Annotated in this window: 23 protein-coding genes and 2 tRNA genes; 7 read left to right on the top strand and 18 right to left on the bottom strand. The window is 61.5% G+C overall.

Annotated elements, in window-relative coordinates:
- Nucleotides 1-294: 294 nt before the first annotated feature.
- The 3 genes from nthB to VIO10_RS07490 are packed head-to-tail and all read left to right on the top strand — an operon-like array spanning nt 295 to nt 1,933.
- Complete coding sequence (nthB, locus tag VIO10_RS07500) at nt 295-1,005, top strand: nitrile hydratase subunit beta (protein WP_331961697.1); 711 nt, start codon at nt 295-297, stop codon at nt 1,003-1,005.
- 11 nt (nt 1,006-1,016) lie between these two features.
- On the top strand, nt 1,017-1,652 hold the full coding sequence (gene nthA, locus VIO10_RS07495; protein WP_331961694.1) for a nitrile hydratase subunit alpha: 636 nt from the start codon (nt 1,017-1,019) through the stop codon (nt 1,650-1,652).
- The gene (locus tag VIO10_RS07490; RefSeq protein WP_331961691.1) at nt 1,649-1,933 is read left to right on the top strand and encodes a nitrile hydratase accessory protein; all 285 of its coding nucleotides are present in this window, start codon (nt 1,649-1,651) and stop codon (nt 1,931-1,933) included. The genes nthA and VIO10_RS07490 overlap by 4 nt, the downstream gene beginning before the upstream one ends.
- A gap of 10 nt (nt 1,934-1,943) precedes the next feature.
- Here VIO10_RS07490 and VIO10_RS07485 read toward each other — a convergent pair whose 3' ends face one another.
- From VIO10_RS07485 to VIO10_RS07470, 4 genes are read right to left on the bottom strand one after another with little or no spacing between them, the layout of a single operon-like run.
- Nucleotides 1,944-2,489: a DUF4340 domain-containing protein gene (locus VIO10_RS07485; protein ID WP_331961688.1), complete on the bottom strand. Its 546-nt coding sequence runs from the start codon at nt 2,487-2,489 to the stop codon at nt 1,944-1,946.
- Nucleotides 2,486-3,922: a Gldg family protein gene (locus VIO10_RS07480; RefSeq protein WP_331961685.1), complete on the bottom strand. Its 1,437-nt coding sequence runs from the start codon at nt 3,920-3,922 to the stop codon at nt 2,486-2,488. The genes VIO10_RS07485 and VIO10_RS07480 overlap by 4 nt, the downstream gene beginning before the upstream one ends.
- Complete coding sequence (locus tag VIO10_RS07475; RefSeq protein WP_331961682.1) at nt 3,904-4,740, bottom strand: ABC transporter permease subunit; 837 nt, start codon at nt 4,738-4,740, stop codon at nt 3,904-3,906. Before VIO10_RS07475 ends, VIO10_RS07480 begins: the two co-directional genes overlap by 19 nt.
- A gap of 46 nt (nt 4,741-4,786) precedes the next feature.
- Entirely contained in the window at nt 4,787-5,740 is a 954-nt protein-coding gene (locus VIO10_RS07470; RefSeq protein WP_331961679.1) for an ABC transporter ATP-binding protein, read from the bottom strand.
- Nucleotides 5,741-5,988: 248 nt separating this feature from the next.
- Between VIO10_RS07470 and VIO10_RS07465 the strand changes: the two genes are divergently transcribed.
- Nucleotides 5,989-6,279, top strand: a complete 291-nt coding sequence (locus tag VIO10_RS07465) for a hypothetical protein (RefSeq protein ID WP_331961676.1) — start codon at nt 5,989-5,991, stop codon at nt 6,277-6,279.
- Between the two features lie 18 nt (nt 6,280-6,297).
- Here the strand turns inward: VIO10_RS07465 and def are convergent, their stop codons facing one another.
- Complete coding sequence (gene def / locus VIO10_RS07460; protein ID WP_331961673.1) at nt 6,298-6,843, bottom strand: peptide deformylase; 546 nt, start codon at nt 6,841-6,843, stop codon at nt 6,298-6,300.
- A 70-nt stretch (nt 6,844-6,913) separates the two neighbouring features.
- Between def and VIO10_RS07455 the strand changes: the two genes are divergently transcribed.
- Together VIO10_RS07455 and VIO10_RS07450 are read left to right on the top strand one after the other, a co-directional pair.
- Nucleotides 6,914-7,465, top strand: coding sequence for a carboxymuconolactone decarboxylase family protein (locus VIO10_RS07455; protein WP_331961670.1), 552 nt, complete (start codon nt 6,914-6,916; stop codon nt 7,463-7,465).
- A gap of 16 nt (nt 7,466-7,481) precedes the next feature.
- Nucleotides 7,482-7,928, top strand: coding sequence for a hypothetical protein (locus VIO10_RS07450; protein ID WP_331961667.1), 447 nt, complete (start codon nt 7,482-7,484; stop codon nt 7,926-7,928).
- Nucleotides 7,929-7,952: 24 nt separating this feature from the next.
- On the opposite strand, the gene VIO10_RS07445 is transcribed toward VIO10_RS07450, so the two are convergent.
- The 13 genes from VIO10_RS07445 to ftsY all read right to left on the bottom strand — a co-directional run bounded on the left by VIO10_RS07445 (nt 7,953) and on the right by ftsY (nt 16,363).
- Nucleotides 7,953-8,939, bottom strand: a complete 987-nt coding sequence (locus VIO10_RS07445; RefSeq protein ID WP_331961664.1) for an alanine racemase — start codon at nt 8,937-8,939, stop codon at nt 7,953-7,955.
- A 174-nt stretch (nt 8,940-9,113) separates the two neighbouring features.
- Entirely contained in the window at nt 9,114-9,668 is a 555-nt protein-coding gene (locus VIO10_RS07440; protein WP_331961661.1) for an ABC transporter substrate-binding protein, read from the bottom strand.
- A 133-nt stretch (nt 9,669-9,801) separates the two neighbouring features.
- Nucleotides 9,802-10,092 (bottom strand): hypothetical protein, encoded by a 291-nt coding sequence (locus VIO10_RS16295; protein ID WP_414645321.1) that lies wholly within the window; start codon nt 10,090-10,092, stop codon nt 9,802-9,804.
- A gap of 78 nt (nt 10,093-10,170) precedes the next feature.
- Complete coding sequence (locus VIO10_RS16290) at nt 10,171-10,494, bottom strand: RNA recognition motif domain-containing protein (protein WP_414645320.1); 324 nt, start codon at nt 10,492-10,494, stop codon at nt 10,171-10,173.
- 161 nt (nt 10,495-10,655) lie between these two features.
- Nucleotides 10,656-10,991, bottom strand: coding sequence for an RNA-binding protein (locus VIO10_RS07430; RefSeq protein ID WP_331961655.1), 336 nt, complete (start codon nt 10,989-10,991; stop codon nt 10,656-10,658).
- 215 nt (nt 10,992-11,206) lie between these two features.
- A tRNA-Glu gene (locus VIO10_RS07425) sits at nt 11,207-11,278 on the bottom strand.
- A 54-nt stretch (nt 11,279-11,332) separates the two neighbouring features.
- Nucleotides 11,333-11,408, bottom strand: a tRNA-Gln gene (locus VIO10_RS07420).
- Nucleotides 11,409-11,465: 57 nt separating this feature from the next.
- The gene (locus tag VIO10_RS07415; RefSeq protein ID WP_331961652.1) at nt 11,466-12,005 is read right to left on the bottom strand and encodes a hypothetical protein; all 540 of its coding nucleotides are present in this window, start codon (nt 12,003-12,005) and stop codon (nt 11,466-11,468) included.
- Between the two features lie 96 nt (nt 12,006-12,101).
- On the bottom strand, nt 12,102-13,661 hold the full coding sequence (gene rny, locus VIO10_RS07410) for a ribonuclease Y (protein WP_331961649.1): 1,560 nt from the start codon (nt 13,659-13,661) through the stop codon (nt 12,102-12,104).
- Nucleotides 13,582-14,298: a 5-formyltetrahydrofolate cyclo-ligase gene (locus VIO10_RS07405; RefSeq protein ID WP_331961646.1), complete on the bottom strand. Its 717-nt coding sequence runs from the start codon at nt 14,296-14,298 to the stop codon at nt 13,582-13,584. The genes rny and VIO10_RS07405 overlap by 80 nt, the downstream gene beginning before the upstream one ends.
- A 264-nt stretch (nt 14,299-14,562) precedes the next feature.
- Nucleotides 14,563-14,835, bottom strand: a complete 273-nt coding sequence (locus tag VIO10_RS07400) for a cell division protein ZapA (protein ID WP_331961643.1) — start codon at nt 14,833-14,835, stop codon at nt 14,563-14,565.
- A 2-nt stretch (nt 14,836-14,837) separates the two neighbouring features.
- On the bottom strand, nt 14,838-15,086 hold the full coding sequence (locus tag VIO10_RS07395) for a cell division protein ZapB (RefSeq protein WP_331961640.1): 249 nt from the start codon (nt 15,084-15,086) through the stop codon (nt 14,838-14,840).
- Nucleotides 15,087-15,133: 47 nt separating this feature from the next.
- Nucleotides 15,134-16,363: a signal recognition particle-docking protein FtsY gene (ftsY, locus tag VIO10_RS07390; protein ID WP_331961637.1), complete on the bottom strand. Its 1,230-nt coding sequence runs from the start codon at nt 16,361-16,363 to the stop codon at nt 15,134-15,136.
- A gap of 399 nt (nt 16,364-16,762) precedes the next feature.
- Here ftsY and VIO10_RS07385 point away from each other — a divergent pair, with 399 nt between their 5' ends.
- A complete protein-coding gene (locus VIO10_RS07385) occupies nt 16,763-17,611 on the top strand; it encodes an SDR family NAD(P)-dependent oxidoreductase (RefSeq protein WP_331961634.1) in 849 nt (282 codons plus the stop codon).
- Nucleotides 17,612-17,654 lie beyond the last annotated feature (43 nt).

The following is a 17,654-nucleotide window of genomic DNA, read 5'->3' as shown; positions in this document are numbered from 1 at the left end:
AGAAGACGCGAAAATCTGCGCAGCGCATCTTTTCGCGACTACGCGATAGATAAGCCCGCGGACGAACGGTTTCCTAATACTGGCCAGCCGTGCCAACGGCCAGGGGTGACCACTGCACCCAGTGTTAAAACAAGATGCGGGTGGAGTTTACCCTGAGCGAAGTCGAAGGGCCCTGTTAGAAGTGGTAAGGGAGGAGAGCAGAACGCATGATGGTCCTGGCTCGGCGGGCGCTTGCTCGCAGCGGCGAGCCTCCGCGATAATCGGGTTACGGCTGTCGAAAGAGATGGAGTTGCGATGAACGGCGTGCATGACATGGGCGGGATGGACGGTTTCGGGCCGGTTGTCCACGAACAGAACGAACCCGTCTTTCACGCCGGCTGGGAAGGGCGAGTGTATGCGATTGCGAGCATCGCGGTGGGCCGTGGACTGATCAATGCCGACGAGTTCCGCCATGCGATCGAGCGGATTCCGCCCGCGCGCTACCTCGCGTCGAGCTATTACGAACGATGGATCGCGGCGGTCGAGACTTTGCTGGTCGAGCGTCGCGTGGTGACGCGCAAAGAACTGCTGGCGAAGGAAGACGGCGCGATCGACCCGGCTCTGATCGCGAATGCCGTCGCGACTCAGGGCCCGGCGCCGATTAAGGTCAAAACCGAAAAGAGGCCGCCGCGCGCCCGCTTTGCCAAAGGCGCTCGCGTGCGCGCACGCAACCTGAATCCATCGGGACACACGCGTTTGCCGCGTTACGTGCGCGGCAAAGCCGGAGTCATCGCGCGCGACTGGGGCGTGTTCGTCTTTCCCGACACCAACGCGCATCATGCGGGGACCAAGCCGCAGCATTGTTATTCGGTCGCCTTCGACGCGCGCGAGCTGTGGGGCAAAGCGGCGAACAGCCGGGAGCAGGTGTATCTGGATTTGTGGGAAGACTATTTGGAACCGATCGCGTCGAGTTCGAAACGACAAGCGACGAGACGCCAGACGGAGCGACGCTCGGGCGGAAGGTGAAAAGAAAAAGAATGAGCGGAGACCATCATAACACCGACGATACGGGACCAGCCGCGCGGGTGAAGGCTCTGGAAGCAATCCTGACGGAGAAGGGTCTGATCGATTCGGCGGCGATCGACGCAATCGTCGATATTTACGAGACCCGCGTCGGTCCGCGCAATGGCGCCCGCGTCGTCGCGAAAGCATGGACCGATCCCGCGTATCGAAAACGCCTGCTGGCGAACGCGACGAGCGCCGTGGCGGAACTGGGATTTGCGGGTCCCGAGGGCGAGCATCTGGTCGCCGTAGAGAACACCGATCGCGTCCACAATCTCATCGTATGCACTCTGTGCTCATGCTACCCATGGCCGGTGCTGGGCTTGCCGCCCGTCTGGTACAAGAGCTTCGCGTATCGCTCGCGCGCGGTCAGCGATCCGCGCGGCGTGCTCAAGGATTTCGGACTCGAGCTGGCGCCCGAGGTCGAAGTCCGGGTGTGGGACTCGAGCGCGGCGATTCGATACCTCGTCATCCCCGAGCGGCCGAAGGGAACCGAGGGAATGAGCGAAGACGCGCTCGCCGCGATCGTGACGCGAGACTCGATGGTCGGAGTGGCGAAGATTGCGGCGCCGACGAGCCGGCGTGGCGGCTCTGCGCCGGCGCGCGCATGAGCACGGCAACGACAGCGCTGAACAAGTTGATCGAGGCGGCGCGGCTTGACGCCGATCACGTCTTCAGCGCGCCGTGGGAAGCGCGCGCATTTGCAATCGCGCTGAAACTTTCCGAGGCCGGGCATTTCAGCTGGGATGAATTTCGCGATCGCCTGATTGCCGAAGTTGGTGCGTCAGACCGAATCCGCGCCCGCGACGGCACTTCAGACTACGGCGAGTACTACGAGCATTTCCTGCACGCGCTGGAGCGTCTGCTCGACGAAAAGGGAATCGCGCGCTAGCAGCGGCGGGCTAGGCGTTCTTGCCCTGCTTGCCCTCGATCCACTGGAACATCAGCGCTTGGTAGTACTCGATATTCTCGCCGAGCAGAAACACTTTCGGGATTCCCTCGATCTGCGCGTAGACGGCGGTATGCGTGGGGTTTTCATTGCCGAAGGCGAGCTTAATCGGCTGTGGCTGGCCGGACCCTTCGACGGTTATCACGGACCTGGGATGGTCGAGTCCAAACTGCGCGAGGTCGTTTGAATTCTCCGCGACCACTTCGACTGACGTCGCATTCATCAGCAGCGACACCATCGCGTCCATCAGGTCATGCGGGACGAATTTTCCCGGCGGCGCGACGAGTTGGTAGAGCTTGCCGTCCTTGGTCTTCTGAAAACGCAGCGATTCCGATCCGCTCGAAATGGAGATCGCGTCGATACCGGCGCTGAGCTTCAACAGGCTCTCTTCTTTCTGCTCCAGGGCGGTCGACGGCCTGATGCTCGGCTGAATCCAGAAATATATCGGCAACAGGATGAAGAAGACGATCGTGTAGAGGATTGCGGGACGCGCTCTCACGCAAAAAACCTCCTGCGCACCATGACCGTGATTGCGATCAGAAACAGGATGGCCGGTTCGACGACCGATCCAAAAATCAGCATGTGACGCGCCTCTTGATCGTTGATATAGAAGGCGGCGGTCTCGTTTTTATTGAGCCGTTCGCGGCTCGCGATCAGCATCTCATCGCCCGCCAACTCATTGATCAGGCTCACCGCGAGGTCACGATTCCCCAGCATCTCGATAAACTGGTTCGAGGCGAAGGCCGAACTGCCGATCCCCACCAACCGCGTCATCTGCTGCACCGGGATGTGCGGATTTGATGCCGGAGCGAAGTCAATTTCGGAGGCCACCGGAATCGGCCCCTTGATATCGCGGCCCGCCTGGTACTCGGTGATTCCGGTGGTCAATGCATTGGGATCGTTCGACGCCCAGCTCTCATGCGACGACGAGAGGAACTTGTCCTCTTGCGCGATCCTCAAGTCATCGGGCGCGCTGGCGCCGACCGCCCCGGTTATCATCACGCCGCGCCCCAAAGAGAATACCGCCGGCGCGGACATCGAGCGGCTCATCGGATTTTCTTCCGAGCGCAGCGGAATCTGCGTGGTGAGGATTTCGCCGGCGGTCAGGCGATACGCGGGATCGACGACGACCTGCGGAATAAAATCGAGGTAGTATTTTTTCAGGAACTCGACCAGCGCCGGCGATCCATAGGGATCGATGATCGCGATGTAATGTCCGCCGTGATCCAGGTACCTGGCCAGCGCGGCCAATTCTTCGGGCAGGAAATCCTTGCGCGGCCCAAGCGACACGACCACCCTGGCGTCTTCGGGCACGCCGCTGGCGAACAGCGACACGTTATCGATCTGATAGTTGTTCTGCTCGAGCAGTCCGCGCCATTGCGAGTAGCCCAGGGTGCGATCGGAATTGAACAGGTCGCGCTCGCCGTGCCCGATGGTGAAATAGATGTGCTTGTTGGCTGCCGACGAGACTTGCAGGATCGCCGGGATTAGCTCGTCGGAGCGCGCGTTGTCGAAGTCGCGGCGCCGCCCCTGCGATTCCACGACCACCTCGCCGTAACTCGACACGCCGTACTCGCGCGACAGCCCGGGCGCCTTGTTGACGTCGATCACCTGGTAGGTCAGGCGCGGCGTGAAGGCGGCCGCCTGGAACAACAAATCCGCGAGATCGAGGTAGGCGGGATCCTCGGTGCGCACAAACGCCATCACCTTGACGTTGTGCGTCAGTCCGCCGAGCACGCGCTTGTCGAACTCCGAGAGCGAAAACCGTTTCGACGGGGTCAGGTCCCATCGGATGTTGCCGGTAGAAATTATCGCATTGGCGACGAACAGCACGGCGGCGAATGCGATCGCGGTGTAGAGCAGCACCGCGTAGTTCAGCCAGATCGATCGGCGCTCGGCCGTGGGCGAATTCTTTAGCGCCGGCCGGTCCACTTGCGTGCCTCCATCGAGCGCTGCGTGAGAAACAGAAAAAAGACGATGAAAAAGACGAAGTAAGTAACGTGATCGAGATCGATCACGCCCTTGGCGAAGCTGCCGAACTGATCGAACAACGAGAACGCGCGCAGCAGTGCGAGCCACGAGTTGGTGAACGCCGCCTCGTTCCAGTTGAGAATCCAGAAAAACAGCAGCAGCGTGATCGTCCCCATCCCAGCCATCACCTGGCTCTCGCACAGCGACGAAATGAACACGCCGCACGCGATAAACGCGCATCCAAGCAGCAGCAGGCCCAGGTAGCCCGCGCTAAGTGGAAACAGCGGAAACGAGTGGATGCTGTAAATGTAAACCGGGTAGAGCATCGTCAGCGCGAGCATCATGATGAAGATCGCGACCGACGCCAGGTACTTGCCGCCAAGTATTTCGCCGTCGCGCAGCGGATAGGTGTATAGCAACTCGATCGTGCCGAGTTTGCGCTCCTCGGCGAACAGCCGCATCGTAATGAACGGCAGCGTCAGCAGCAGGCACAGCCGGATATCCGAGAACAGCAGCTGCCAGTAGTTCTGGATGATATCGCGGGCGAACGCGATCGTGACGAAAAAAACCAGGTCGGTGTACGCATAGTATCCCGCCAAGACCAGGAACACGCCCGACAGCACATAGACCAGGGGAAAGGCGAAGTACGAGCGCAATTCCTTGCGCGTCACCGCGAGCATCCTGCCCACGGAAAAGCCCGTCCCCGCGGCGCGGATCGCGGCGCGTCGCGACTCGGTGGCGCCTCCCGCGACTTCCAGCGTGCCTGCAGCGTTAGACATCGACTGCGACTACCTCAATGCACATTGAACTCAGCGCGCGGCGCACCTAAACCCGCTCCTCCTTGGTGACCAGCCGCATGAACAGATCCTCGAGACTGAGCGCCATCGGTTTGACTTCGAGCAGGTTCCATCCGTGCTGCACGACGCAGGCGGCGAGCGCCGAGCGGACTTCTTCGCCGTGCCCGCTCGAGTACGCGACAAACGAGCACACTCCGGTCGCGCCGGCCTCGACCGGACGATCCTCGAGGCGCTGCACGAACTTGACGGCCGTCAATGCCTCGCGCACCGCCGGCGAGGGACCGCCGACCGTGATCATCGTCTGGTCGGTTCCCTGCAGTTTCGCGGTCAGGTGCTCGGGCGTGTCCTGCGCGACGATTCGTCCGCGGTCGATAATCACGACGCGCCGACACGTCATGTTGACCTCGGGCAGTATGTGCGTCGACAGCAGCACTGTCGAGTGCCCGGCCAGCGAACGTATCAGGTCGCGGATTTCGACCACCTGCCGCGGATCGAGTCCGACCGTCGGCTCGTCGAGAATCAGCACCTCGGGATCGCTGAGGATTGCCTGCGCGATTCCCACGCGCTGCCGATAGCCCTTCGAGAGCTTGCCGATAAGCTTGCGCCGCACGTCCTTGAGCCCGCACGTATCGAGCGAATATTCGATTCGATCGCGCGTCGTCCGGGGATCGATCTCGCGCACGCGCGCGCCGAACTCGAGCAGCGCATCGACGCTGAGATCGGGGTACAGCACCATGTTTTCCGGCAGGTAGCCGACGCGGCGGCGCGTTTCGAGCGAATGTTCGGCGACATCGAGGCCGCCGATTAGCGCGCGTCCCGAGGTGGCCGGGAAAAATCCCGTCAAAACCCGCATGATCGTGGTCTTGCCCGAGCCGTTGGGGCCGAGCAATCCGATGATCTCGCCCTTCTCGACCTTGAACGAAACGTCGTCTACGGCAAGCGTGGCGCCGAAGTACTTGGTTAGCTCCTGGACCTCTATCATGCAAAAAAGCCTGCTCTAGCCGGTGTGCGAAATTCAGCGATCCCCACGTTCATCGGCGCCGGGGTATCGTGCATAATTCTCAATGGAGTGCAAATGGCGCCCGACCAGAAGTGCGACCCACGCATTTTAGGGGCGGCTGGCCAGGGAAGTCAATTCAGTTTTTTTCGCGCGCCGATCGGCTAATCTGTCCGATGCGCGCGCGCTGGCAAAAGAAATCGGCTCGTGACTCCGGAGGAAGGGGTGCGCAGATGGCACGATTGCTCACAGGCGGATTGATCGTCGCGATAGTCGCAGCGCTGCTGTTCTTTCTCTATTCGAGCAGTTATCGCACTCGTCTCGAGGAGCAGACCCAGCAGATCTCGCAGCTCAACGCCGAGCTGCTCAAGCTTCAAAATGAAAACGAGCAGCTAAAAGCCGAACTCGCGAAAGTCCAGGGCGAGCAAAACATTCTCGCCACGCAGAACGAAGAGATGCGCAAGGCGATCGCGTCGTTCAAGGCCACCGGCAAGATGCCACCGAATCTCCCGCCCCCCAAGTAGGCACGCGCTGCCACCCTCTCACTCCTCGCTCTTCTCCGGCTTCAGCATGAAGCGCTGCCATTCCTGGAGAAACCCCAGCGCCCGCATGTCCGGCATCCGGTCCAGGTAAACTTCGCCCTTCAGATGATCGGTCTCATGCTGTATCACCCGCGCGTGGAAATCCGACGCGACAATTTCTACAGGCTCCGCATCGCGCCCAAGCGCCGTCACGCGGAGATGCTTGAATCGCGGCACCCGTCCCCGAAGGTCCGGCACGCTCAGGCATCCCTCCCACTCCTCGACCAATGTCCGGTCGAGAATCGTCACCACGGGGTTGACCAGCACCGTAAGCGGCACCTCCGGCATGTCGGGATAGCGCGGATGGTCGTGGACTTCGAGCACCGCCAATTGAATCGGAAGATGGACCTGCGGAGCGGCGAGGCCGACGCCGTTGTACTCGTACATCGTCTCGATCATGTCGTCGATCAGGCGCTGAAACTCCGTGCTTTTGATCCGATCGGCCGGCACCGGGCTGGCTTCGGCCCTCAGCGACGGAAATCCGAGACGGGCAACTTTCAAAATCATCGCGCAACCTCTCAACCGGTTGACAGGTTGACGCGTCGCGGTAAAAGAATCAACGCGAGGTAAATTGCCCATGACTGTGAAAATTCCACTGCCCGACCAGGCACGGCTCACGCCGGAAATCGTTGCGACGCTGGACAAGCTTCCGCCGCTGAACGTGTTCCGAATGATGGCGAACGCGCCGGCGAGCTTCGAGCCGCTGATCAACTTCGCGACGTCGATTCTGCTCCGCAGTGAGTTCGACAAGCGCAAGCGCGAGATCGCGGTGCTGCGCGTCGCACACGTTACACGATCGAGCTACGAATGGACGCAACACGTAGTGGTCGCGAAGAGCGTCGGCGTGAGCGACGATGAGATCGCTGCGATCAAGGTGGACGGCGCCGTCGCGCGACTCGATGCCGAGGGAAACCTGCTGTGCCGCGTCGCCGACGAGATCAGCCGCGAGGTGCGGCTGAGCGACGAGGCGCTCGCCGCAATCATCGACCGATACGGCGTGCGCCAGGCAACAGAACTCATCCTGTGCTGCAGCTATTTCAACATGCTAAGCCGATTTCTCGAATCGACCCGCGTGGAGCTGGAGTCCCAGCCGCTGGTCCCATCTGCCCGACGGCCCGGGAATTCGTGAGGGGCTGGATCGCCTGGTGAACGGCGGGAATGAGACGGGGGCGGATGCACCGGCGGGATTGCGCGCGGTAACGGTGATGCTCTGGATCAGCGCCGGCGCCACCGTGCTGTACTGGACGACTTTCTTCACCTCGGGCGCGGTGCGGACCAGCAGCGAGGCCGCCTATATTGCTTTCGAACGCGCGTTTCCGGCCGCCGATGCGTGGCTTGCGATCGCGGCGGCGATCTCTGCGTCGATGCTTGCACGGCGGGACCCGCGGGCGATCCTGTGGGGACTGATCGCGGGCAGCTCGTTCGTTTACCTCGGGCTGCTCGACGTGCTCTACAACCTCGAAAACGGCAAGTATGCGTCGATTGACGGTGCGATGGCGGCCGAGGTCATCATCAATCTATTCTCGCTCAGCTTCGGTCCGTTCCTGATCATTTACGTGTGGCGCCATCGGCAGTGGTTGCTCAGAAGCTGACCCCGCGCACGAACGACAGCGGCCCTACCAGCCGCGCAGATCGATCGGCCAGGTTTCGAGGATCTGTTCGCCACGGACCAGACGCATCCGCTCGTGATAGGCGATGGTCGGATCGATATGCGCTGGCATGACGCGAATCCTGTCGCCCGGCTTGAGCGGTGAAGCAGGCACGAAAGTGACGTGCTCGTCGGATACGAACAACACTTGATGGCCGCCGTCGATCGACGGGTTGCCATGATCCATTCCAAGCGCCTTCAACCCGCAATCCGCTACCGCATATGAAGATGAGACGGAGATGACCGTGGCTAGCACGGTTAGCCCCTGACGAAAGGGTAGTCCTAGTTTGGCGTAAGCCGTGTCCATCAGAACGTAGGAGCCGGCCTGGATTTCATTTGCCCAGACGTTGATGTCGTAGGTCCCGGTGCCTCCCGCCGATATTATGTCGCCGCCAGCGGCGCGGTAGCCTTGAAGCAGCAGTTCCATCGCATCCGCAGTCAGTGTCTGGCGAGTAGCTCGATCGTCGAGGCCTACAACGTGTCCTTCGTAGCCCATCACGCCGCGGACTTTGAGACCCTTGCCGCGCGCGAGGTCCGCCAGCCGGCCCGCATCGCCAGGAGCACAACCGCATCGCGGCAAGCCGACGTTTATGTCGATGAGGACTTCTCTTATCCCGGCCTCGGCGGCGGCGAGAATAGTGGGCGCGGAATCGACGGCAACGGTGACGCGCGCCTTGACGGCCGCCAGGCGGCGCGCATCGAGCACTTCGTTGGCGAGCAGGAGGTCGTCGCCGAGTCCGGCCGCCGCCATCCCTTCGATCTCGCGGATGGTGGCGCAGGTGAAGTTCTTATGGCCGGCGCGCGCCTGCATTTTGGCAAGCGCGGTACATTTGTGGGCCTTGACGTGCGGGCGCAGCCGCGGCCCCGGCACAGCAGCCGCCATGGTGCTGAGATTATGTTCGAGGGCGTCGGCATCTGCGAGCAGCGCCGGGGTCTGAAGGTCGTGAATGTTCATCGGGTTCAACTCGGAGAGTCCGGCAAATTGAAAGGACAGGCCCTTTATAGCGCCGCCGGCGGCGACATTCGACCCGGCGACGGGCGCTCACGCGCGGCCGGGTCCGCCAGCGCCGTCCCCGATGCCCCGCCGATGCCGGACTAGAAGGTCGCGCGACGCGCTTGCGGCACTTTGCTACTTTTGCTGAAGTCCCGCGGTCTTCTCGCGGATGATGCTGACGAGTTTGTCGTAGCCGTCGTTGTTCAGCACGCGATTGAACTGGTTGCGGTAGTTGGCGATCACGCTGATCGCGTCAATCGTGATGTCGTAAATCTTCCACTCATTTGCGTCGCGGCGCATCAGGTAGTTGACGGGAATCGGATCATTTTGATCCTTCAACACGACGGTGCTGAAGACTTCGGCGTAGCCGGGGTTGTCGCTGTCGATCGTCTGCCGGGTGAATTGAATCATCGAGGATTTTATCTGCTCGTTAACCTTCTCGACCGAATACGATTCGATCCGCGACAAATACGCGTCCTCGATGAAGGCGGTGAACAACGGCACGAACTCGCTCTTCTGCGCGGGCGTGAAAGCGCGCCAATGATAGCCGATCGCCGATTGCGCCATCTCCTGAAAATCGAAGTGGCTCTCGGCAATCGCGCGAAGCTTCTGCTCCCGCTCCGCCGGCACAATATTATTGTCCTTGAAAACGACGATTGTCTGATCGACGACGGATTTCACCGACGCCATGGGATCGGGCGCAACCGGCGCATCCGCCGGCGCACCCGCGGCCACGGAAGCAGCGGTCGCACACGAAATCAGCGCTCCAAGCGCGACTGCGCGGATTGTCAATTTCAATCGCGGCATCGCTCGGGAAAATATTCTAATTTTGCAGCGCCGGGCCGTTCTTGAATTGCTTGCGGTCGTCCTCGTCGCCATCCACCGGCCGGTGCTGGCAACTTTCCGCGAGCCATCGCGTAGTGACAGTGTCGGACAGCGCAACGCCGCTGGCATCAACCGCCCAGGTCCGGCTATTGATCGTCGTTTGATTGAACACCCTGCCGCAACTTCTGCAGGTAAAGGCGAGCCGCGAACCGCCTCCCGGAGCGATCGATTCTATCGTACGTATCTTCCAGTCGTGCGTTCTCCACGGCGCTATCCCTTCATCGCGCATATCGTCTCCCGCTTGAATTTTTCATTTTTCACTTTTTCAGTCTTTCACTGTTCAGTTCGCCCCGACGCTCTGACGTGGCTACGCGGCGCCGTTGCTGGTCTTGCGCTTGGCGGGAGCGCGACGCTTGCGTTCGCCGCGATATTTTTGAGCGCCGGGTTCCTGAGGGCGGTATGGATCGACGTGAATTTTGCGGCCCTCGATTTCAACCCCGCTGAAGTAGACGGCCGCGTTAATCGCGTCGTCAACCTCGATCATTTCCACGAAGCCAAATCCCCTGGATTTGCCGGTGAGCTTGTCAGTGATCACCAACGCGCCGCCTACCTGGCCGATTTTTGAGAACAGCGACCGTAGCGCATCGCGGGTGACCGACTCGGCGAGATTTCCTACATATATTCTGGGCACCGGGCCTCCTCATGCGACGTGCGAGCGCCTATCGTCTCCCAGAACGGGAGCTCGAAGACAGTTGGAAAACTGAAAACTGCAGGGGCAGCGGGACTCGGAGTTCCCGCGACCCCTGAAAACGACTGAGCGGGCATCGCGTGCCCGCCCAGCCTCAGACTAATTTACCAGCGGCCGCCGCCTCCGCCGCCGCGATTCTCGCCACCGCCGCGCCGGTTGCCACCACCGCCACCGCCGCCGCCGAAGCTGGATTCGCGGGGCTTGGCCTCGCTAACCTTGATGTTCCTGCCCTTCAGATCCGTATCATTCAGGGTCTGGATTGCCTTGGAAGCATCTTCCGCATTCGCCATCTCGACGAAGCCGAAGCCCTTCGATTGGCCGGAAAATTTATCCGTGATCACCGCCACGCTCTGAACCTGGCCTGCTTGTGAAAACAGTTCTTCCAAGTCGCTGTTGGACACCGAGTAGGCCAGATTGCCTACGTACAATTTGCTGGGCATATTTGCCCTCCGTAAGTATTTGCCGGGAAGCTCTCGTACCGAAAACCCGGGCTAATTCCCGGGCTTAGAGAAAGGAACAATCCGTGGCGTTTAGAGCGTGATAGTACGCTAATTCCGCAGACAAAGATAGGGGGGTCTAAACGCGTTGCCAGCATAATGTTAACACCGGCGGCAGCGAGGTCGCTATCCAGAGTTTTTCGCTTGAATTACTTGACTGATCCCAGCGGGAGTCGAACCCGCGTTCCCGACGTGAGAGGCCGGTGTCCTAACCACTAGACGATGGGACCATCGCCGCGCCGCCGCCAACGACGGCACGCGCGCGCGCGTTTTGCAAAAATCGTTGGCTGAGGAGGCAGGACTCGAACCTGCAATCGCCTGATCCAGAGTCAGGTGCCTTACCAATTTGGCCACTCCTCAGCGCAGCCCTGAAATATAACCAACGGCCGTCACCCGCGCCACCGGGCCGGCGCTCTGCTACCTGACGGCGGTGTGGCGAAGCGTCTCGGCGTGACGATTGACCAGCGCGTCGCATCGCGACAGCAGCGCCGGGTTGGCCGAATGGCGTTCGATCATGTAGCTCAGCTCGCCGAGGTCGTGGACCAGCAAGCGCAGGCATCGCTCGTACTCGTCGGGCGCCTGCAAGGCCTTCAGCAGATCCGAGACGAGGTCTTCGAGTTCGGTTTCTTCGACATCGAGCGCGATCTCGAGCGCGCGTTCGAGCTTGATTCCGGGCATTGCGTCGCGCTGAGACTTTTCGAGCAGCGCCCGCAGCCGCACGATGGTGGCGTCTTCGAGCGAGATTGGACTGGGCTTGTCGAGCATCGATTCCTGATCGAGCACGGTCGCGACCAGGTCCAGCGCGCCGACGTGCCGCGCTTCGTCACGCGCCATCGCGAACCAGAAATCCTGCATGCCCGGTTCGCGCGCAAAGATCTTCGCGAAGCGCGCGTACAGCGCCATGCTTTGTTTTTCCAATGCGATCGTCGCATCGAGGACTTCGCGCGTGGTGGGCATCGTGGACCGATGATACCTTCTATCTTCGCGGGCGGTAAAGCGCGCAGGCCCGACCGCGTTGGAGCGATCGGGCCTGCGGATGGAATTGCGCAACTGCTATTTGGCGAGCTCGGTCGCGCGCGTCTCGCGAATGACGGTGACCCGAATCTGTCCGGGATAGGTCATATCGGTTTCGATCTTGCGCGCGACGTCGCGCGCCAGCATCGAGGTGTCCTCGTCCGAGATCTGGGTGGGCTCGACAATCACACGCATCTCGCGCCCGGCCTGCACGGCGAAGCATTTTTCGACACCCTTGAACGATTTCGCGATCGTCTCGAGATCCTCGAGCCGCTTGACGTAGCTCTCGAGCACCTCGCGCCGGGCCCCCGGACGCGCGCCCGACAGCGCATCGGCGGCATCGACCAGCGGCGCCAGAATAGTCTCGGCCTTGACTTCCTCATGATGCGCGGCGATCGCGTTTACGATCTTGGCCGACTCGCCGTATTTGCGGGCGATCTCACCGCCGATCAACGCGTGCGAGCCTTCGACCTCGTGAGTCAGCGCCTTGCCGATATCGTGCAGCAGGGCGGCGCGACGAGCCTGTTTTTCGTTCAGCCCCAGCTCGGCGGCCATCGCGCCGCAGATGAACGCGGCTTCGATCGAATGCATCAACACGTTCTGCGCGTAGCTGTAGCGATACTTGAGCATCCCGAGCAGCTTGACCAGTTCGGGATGGATTCCGTGCACGCCGACCTCGATGATCGCGCGCTGACCGGCCTCGCGAATCGATTCCTCGACCTGCTGCTCGGCCTTGCGAACGACTTCCTCGATGCGGCCGGGATGAATGCGGCCGTCCGAGATGAGCTGCTGGAGCGCGACGCGCGCTATTTCGCGCCGGATGGGGTTGTGACACGAAATGACGACGGCCTCGGGAGTATCGTCGATGATTATGTCGACCCCGGTGGCCGCCTCGATCGCGCGGATATTGCGACCCTCGCGGCCGATGATGCGGCCCTTCATCTCGTCGTTGGGGAGCGCCAGCACCGAGACCGTGCGCTCGGCGACGAACTCGCCGGCCAGCCGCTCGATGGCGATGGCGATGACTCGTTTGGCGCGGCGGTCGGCCTCCTCGCGCGCCTCTTCTTCGACGATTCGGATGTGCTTGGCGGCGTCGGTGCGCGCCTGGCCGATCATCTCGTCCATGAGCGAATGCTTGGCTTCCTCGCGGGTCAGGCCGGCGACGGCTTCGAGCTTGGTGCGCGCCTCGTCGATATGGGCCTGCAGCACTTCTTCTTTATCGGTGAGAGTTTTCTCACGCGAGCGCAGACTTTGATCGCGCCGGTTGAGATCGGCTTCGCGCCGTTCGAATGCTTCCTGGCGCTTTTCGAAAGTCTCCTCGCGAGCTTCGAGCTTCTGTTCGATCGCAGCTATTTCGCGCCTGCGATCGCGCATCTCGCGCTCGGCGTCGGCTTTGGCGCCGACCACGATATCCTTTGCCTTGAGTTCGGCCTCCTTTACTACTAGCTGGCTCCTGGTTTGAGCCTCCTTGGTTATTTCTTCGGCCTGAGCGCGCGCGGCCTGCAGGTTAACGGCGTCCTTACGCTGTTTCGTTATTCCCCAAATGAAAAAGACCGCGCCACCAACTATGAATCCCAGGATTGCCGTGATTAGAGCCACCCGGGTTTACCTCCTTGGTCCGCGCTGCGCGAGCCGGCAGTGGCGCTTCGCAGGCTCGACGAACGGCGGACTCGGTCACAATGATGTTTAGCCGCCGGTCGCGCCCCGTTTCGGGGATTCGATCGAGCAGCTGGAATGAATAGGCGAGTCCCACGCTGATCGCTTCGCGGCCCATCTGGCCGATGAAACGATCATAATGACCCCCGCCACGGCCCAATCGGCTGCCTTCGAGTCCGAAGGCGACGCCGGGAACACATACGAGAATTTTCGCGAACTTTTTGCTATCGAGAGGCTCGGCCGACTCAGACGGCTCGAGGATTCCATAGGCACCGCGGGCGAGTTCGGATCGATCGCGAATCCTTCGCGCGACAATCGCGCCCGCCGCCGCGTCAACGCGCGGATAAAACACGGCGCGGCCAGCGGCCAGCGCGTCGGACAGGATGCGGCCGGTCGAGACTTCGTTACCGATGGCGGCGTAGAGGACGATCGCGGATGCGGCGCGGTAGAACTCGCTCGCGATCAGTTGCCGATCGATGATTTCCGACCATGCAGCGGCGCGCTCGGCGCAGAGCGCATCGCGGCACGCGATCATGATCGCGCGTAGATTTTTCTTTTCGTCCGCCACAGTCGTTGCCATGGCGGGAGCGGGCTCAACTTCCCGATTGCGCCGCGCCGCCGGGGCGCGCGCCTGTCGTTGTCATTCTCGATCCGGCTGACAGCCGGCCTGTATCCGCGATACGTTGCATCGCGAAAGCCTTCGTTGCGGTTGAAAAATACTGCACGGGCCTCATGCTTGTAAGCACCGCGCTTAGGCCACTTTCGAGATCCACAATTCCCGCCCCCGTCCGAAACCGGTCACCTCTGGGATGCCACGCGCCACCGCGACGATTCATGCTCATTGTCATTCGCCGTCGATAGCCGCGGACAGCCGTTTATTCATCGCCGCGATTCGATCCACCAGCGCTTGATGCTCCCGGCGCAGGTGTTCGAGCTCATCGGCGAAATTTAACGCAGCCAGGATTGCCAGGTTCACTGAATTGACCGTCTGGCTCCCGGCGCGGATATCCTTGATCTTTTCGTCCACCGCCTCGGCCACGGACTTGACCCACTCATCGCCGGCATCGCTGGCGACCGTCAGGCTTTGTCCCATGATCTGGACGTTGACGCCCTTCATCTTCAGCCAAGATCGATTCCGTCGAAGCGGGTGAGGATTTTTTCGATCCTGCTTCGCACGTCGTTGCGCTCGTTTTCATGCTGCTGGCGCTCGGCGTTCAACTGCTTGACCTGGCCGGCGGCGTCGGCATAGCGTTTTTCGGTTTCCGCGAGTTTCTGAGCGAGTTGCTCATTTTCCTTGCGCAACTGCTGGATCCGCGCCACGGAAGCCTGAATTCGCTCGTCTAGTTGCTTTAATACATCTGTCGCCATGGGAAAGAATCTTCTACCTTTAGTTTAATTTTTGATTAACTGACCTGTCAAGCTGCATAAGAGCCGCTGGCACTCTGCTCCCCTGCGCCGTCACTTGCAAACAGCGCATCGACAAACTCGCGCGCATCGAACTCGCGCAAATCCTCGATCGCCTCGCCCAGTCCCACGAACCGCACCGGAATTTTGAGCCGATCCGCGACCGCGACCACCACCCCACCCTTCGCCGTGCTGTCGAGCTTTGCCAGCACTACTCCGGTAAGCGGCACCGCGTCGCCAAAAATCGCCGCCTGGCTGAGCGCATTCTGACCGGTGTTGGCATCGAGCACGAGCCACGTCTCATGCGGGGCGCCGGGCAACTCGCGCGCGACTACGCGGGCAATTTTCTTGAGCTCCTCCATCAGGTTGACCTTGGTTTGCAGCCGCCCGGCGGTGTCGATCAGGACCGTGCGCGTCTTTCGCGCGATCGCGGCTTTGACCGCATCGAAGGCGACCGCCGCGGGATCCGAGCCTTGCGATTGCTTGATGATGTCGGCACCGGCGCGATCGCACCATACCTCGAGCTGCTCGATTGCGGCCGCGCGAAACGTATCTGCGGCGGCAACGATCACGCTGCCGCGCTCGGCCTTGAGCCGGGCGGCAAGTTTCGCGACCGTCGTGGTTTTGCCGACGCCGTTGACGCCAACCAGCATGATAACCAGCGGCGCATCGCCCGAGTCGGCGGCCCGGCGCTCTGCGGACATCAGGATCGTGGCGATCTCGGCCTTGAGCGCGTCGCGGATCGCGTCGGGGCGATTGTCGTTGCCCAACTTTGCGCGCACCGCGGAGGCAATCTTCATGCTCGCCTCGACGCCGACGTCGGCGGCGATCAGGGCTTCCTCGAGGGCCTCGTAAATGTCGTCGATCTTTGCGCTTCCGGTCAGCGCGGCTCTGATGCGCGCCAGAAAGTTTTCGCGCGTCTTGCGCAGTCCCAGCCCAATTCTGACCGGTTCGCGAACAGTGGGAGGCGGCGCGACGTATTGCGCCGGCAGAGCCTCGGCCGGCTCGGCGATTTCGGGCGGGGCCGGTTCGGCGGCGAGCTCGGCAGCCGGCGGCAGCTCGGCTTGCAGACGGGGCGGAGGCGACGGGCGCGCCTTGCGCAGGCTCCACTGAATCAGGACTTCAATGAAAACCAGGCCCGAACCGGCGCCGGCGGCGATAATCAGAGTGAGCGCGATGTCGAAAGGAGTCACGTTGCGTCGTCCGGGAAAAATAATCCTGAGGAATTTTTTCTGCGCCAAGAATAACAGTCGCGCTCCCGCTCCGAAACCGGCAGGATGAGGAAAGAATCACCTGCGCGGTGGGCGCCCGTTGCGACGGGGGCGCAACGTAAATCGCGAGATACGCGCAACGCGTCTCTCGCTCTCGGCCGTGAGAGAAAAAGACGCATCCTGCGGATTTTTCGATTAATACCGGGTGCAGGGCTCAGCCCTGCCATCGCATAGTCGCGAAAAGATGCGCTGCGCAGATTTTCGCGTCTTCTCACTGCGGGTGCAGGGGCCGCAGCCGCTGCCCAAGGAAGCGTGAAACCTACGGTGGGTTTCACATTCGATTACGTTCCCGGCTATAAGAAATGTGGGCCGCGACGAGAATCGCAAAATCACGCGGACCCCTCGACCACGAAGGGAGATCATCCGGAAATGGCCAAGCTCAAAGGCAAGGTGACAATCGTAACCGGCGCAAGCCGTGGCATCGGCAAGGAAATCGCCGAACTGTTCGCCAAAGAAGGCGCCAAGGTCGTGTGCTCCGCGCGCACGCTCAAAGAGGGCGAGCATCCACTGGAGGGCTCGCTCGAGACCACCGTCGCCAGCATCAGGAAAACGGGCGGCGAAGCAACCGCGGTCACCTGCGACGTCTCGTCGGAAGCCGACTGCGAGAAACTGGTCGCGCAAACGCACAAGCTCTACGGACCGGTTGACGTACTGGTGAACAACGCGGCGTTGACCTACTTCATTCCGGTCAAGGATTTCCCGCCCAAGCGCTGGATGCGCTCGTTCGCGGTCAACCTTCACGGCCCGTTTATGCTGAGCCAGCTGGTGCTCAAGGACATGATCGCGCGCAAGTCCGGATCGATCGTCAACATTTCGTCAGGCGCGGCGATCGGACCCGGCCGCGGACCATACAAGAACGCCACCGTCTTTCGCGGCGGCGTATGCTACGGCGCCGAAAAGGCCGCGCTCGAGCGCTTCACGCAAGGTCTCGCGGAAGAAGTTTACGACGATGGAATCTCGGTGACCTGCGTGTCGCCGTCGCAAGTCGTCGCGACACCGGGCACGGCTCATCATCACCTGGTCGCAGGACCCGACGACCCCAGCGGCGAGCCGGTCGAATGGATGGCGCAGTCGGCGCTGATTCTCGCCACCGAACCGCTGGACAAGGTGACGGGGCTGGTGACGTACAGTCAGCCGCTGCTCAAGCAGTACGGCGTGATCGAAAAGGGCGTCGGGATCGGATTCGGCCGCACCGGCAGCGGTTACAGTTTGATCTAGCTGCGCGCGATCTTTCCTTGAAAAAGAAGCGGCGCGACGATCG

Source organism: Candidatus Binatus sp. (assembly GCF_036567905.1).
Lineage (GTDB): Bacteria > Desulfobacterota > Binatia > Binatales > Binataceae > Binatus.
Note: the sequence above shows the minus strand (reverse complement) of the source record. Positions and strands in the feature narration are given on the sequence as shown.

Excerpts from the sequence above, each read along its gene's own strand:
- nthB (WP_331961697.1), top strand. The coding sequence starts at position 295 with ATGAACGGCGTGCATGACATGGGCGGGATGGACGGTTTCGGGCCGGTT.
- nthA (WP_331961694.1), top strand. The coding sequence starts at position 1,017 with ATGAGCGGAGACCATCATAACACCGACGATACGGGACCAGCCGCGCGG.
- VIO10_RS07490 (WP_331961691.1), top strand. The coding sequence starts at position 1,649 with ATGAGCACGGCAACGACAGCGCTGAACAAGTTGATCGAGGCGGCGCGG.
- VIO10_RS07475 (WP_331961682.1), bottom strand. The coding sequence starts at position 4,740 with ATGTCTAACGCTGCAGGCACGCTGGAAGTCGCGGGAGGCGCCACCGAG.
- VIO10_RS07470 (WP_331961679.1), bottom strand. The coding sequence starts at position 5,740 with ATGATAGAGGTCCAGGAGCTAACCAAGTACTTCGGCGCCACGCTTGCC.
- VIO10_RS07465 (WP_331961676.1), top strand. The coding sequence starts at position 5,989 with ATGGCACGATTGCTCACAGGCGGATTGATCGTCGCGATAGTCGCAGCG.
- def (WP_331961673.1), bottom strand. The coding sequence starts at position 6,843 with ATGATTTTGAAAGTTGCCCGTCTCGGATTTCCGTCGCTGAGGGCCGAA.
- VIO10_RS07455 (WP_331961670.1), top strand. The coding sequence starts at position 6,914 with ATGACTGTGAAAATTCCACTGCCCGACCAGGCACGGCTCACGCCGGAA.
- VIO10_RS07445 (WP_331961664.1), bottom strand. The coding sequence starts at position 8,939 with ATGAACATTCACGACCTTCAGACCCCGGCGCTGCTCGCAGATGCCGAC.
- VIO10_RS07440 (WP_331961661.1), bottom strand. The coding sequence starts at position 9,668 with ATGGCGTCGGTGAAATCCGTCGTCGATCAGACAATCGTCGTTTTCAAG.
- VIO10_RS16295 (WP_414645321.1), bottom strand. The coding sequence starts at position 10,092 with ATGCGCGATGAAGGGATAGCGCCGTGGAGAACGCACGACTGGAAGATA.
- VIO10_RS07430 (WP_331961655.1), bottom strand. The coding sequence starts at position 10,991 with ATGCCCAGCAAATTGTACGTAGGCAATCTGGCCTACTCGGTGTCCAAC.
- VIO10_RS07415 (WP_331961652.1), bottom strand. The coding sequence starts at position 12,005 with ATGCCCACCACGCGCGAAGTCCTCGATGCGACGATCGCATTGGAAAAA.
- VIO10_RS07405 (WP_331961646.1), bottom strand. The coding sequence starts at position 14,298 with ATGGCAACGACTGTGGCGGACGAAAAGAAAAATCTACGCGCGATCATG.
- VIO10_RS07400 (WP_331961643.1), bottom strand. The coding sequence starts at position 14,835 with ATGAAGGGCGTCAACGTCCAGATCATGGGACAAAGCCTGACGGTCGCC.
- VIO10_RS07395 (WP_331961640.1), bottom strand. The coding sequence starts at position 15,086 with ATGGCGACAGATGTATTAAAGCAACTAGACGAGCGAATTCAGGCTTCC.
- VIO10_RS07385 (WP_331961634.1), top strand. The coding sequence starts at position 16,763 with ATGGCCAAGCTCAAAGGCAAGGTGACAATCGTAACCGGCGCAAGCCGT.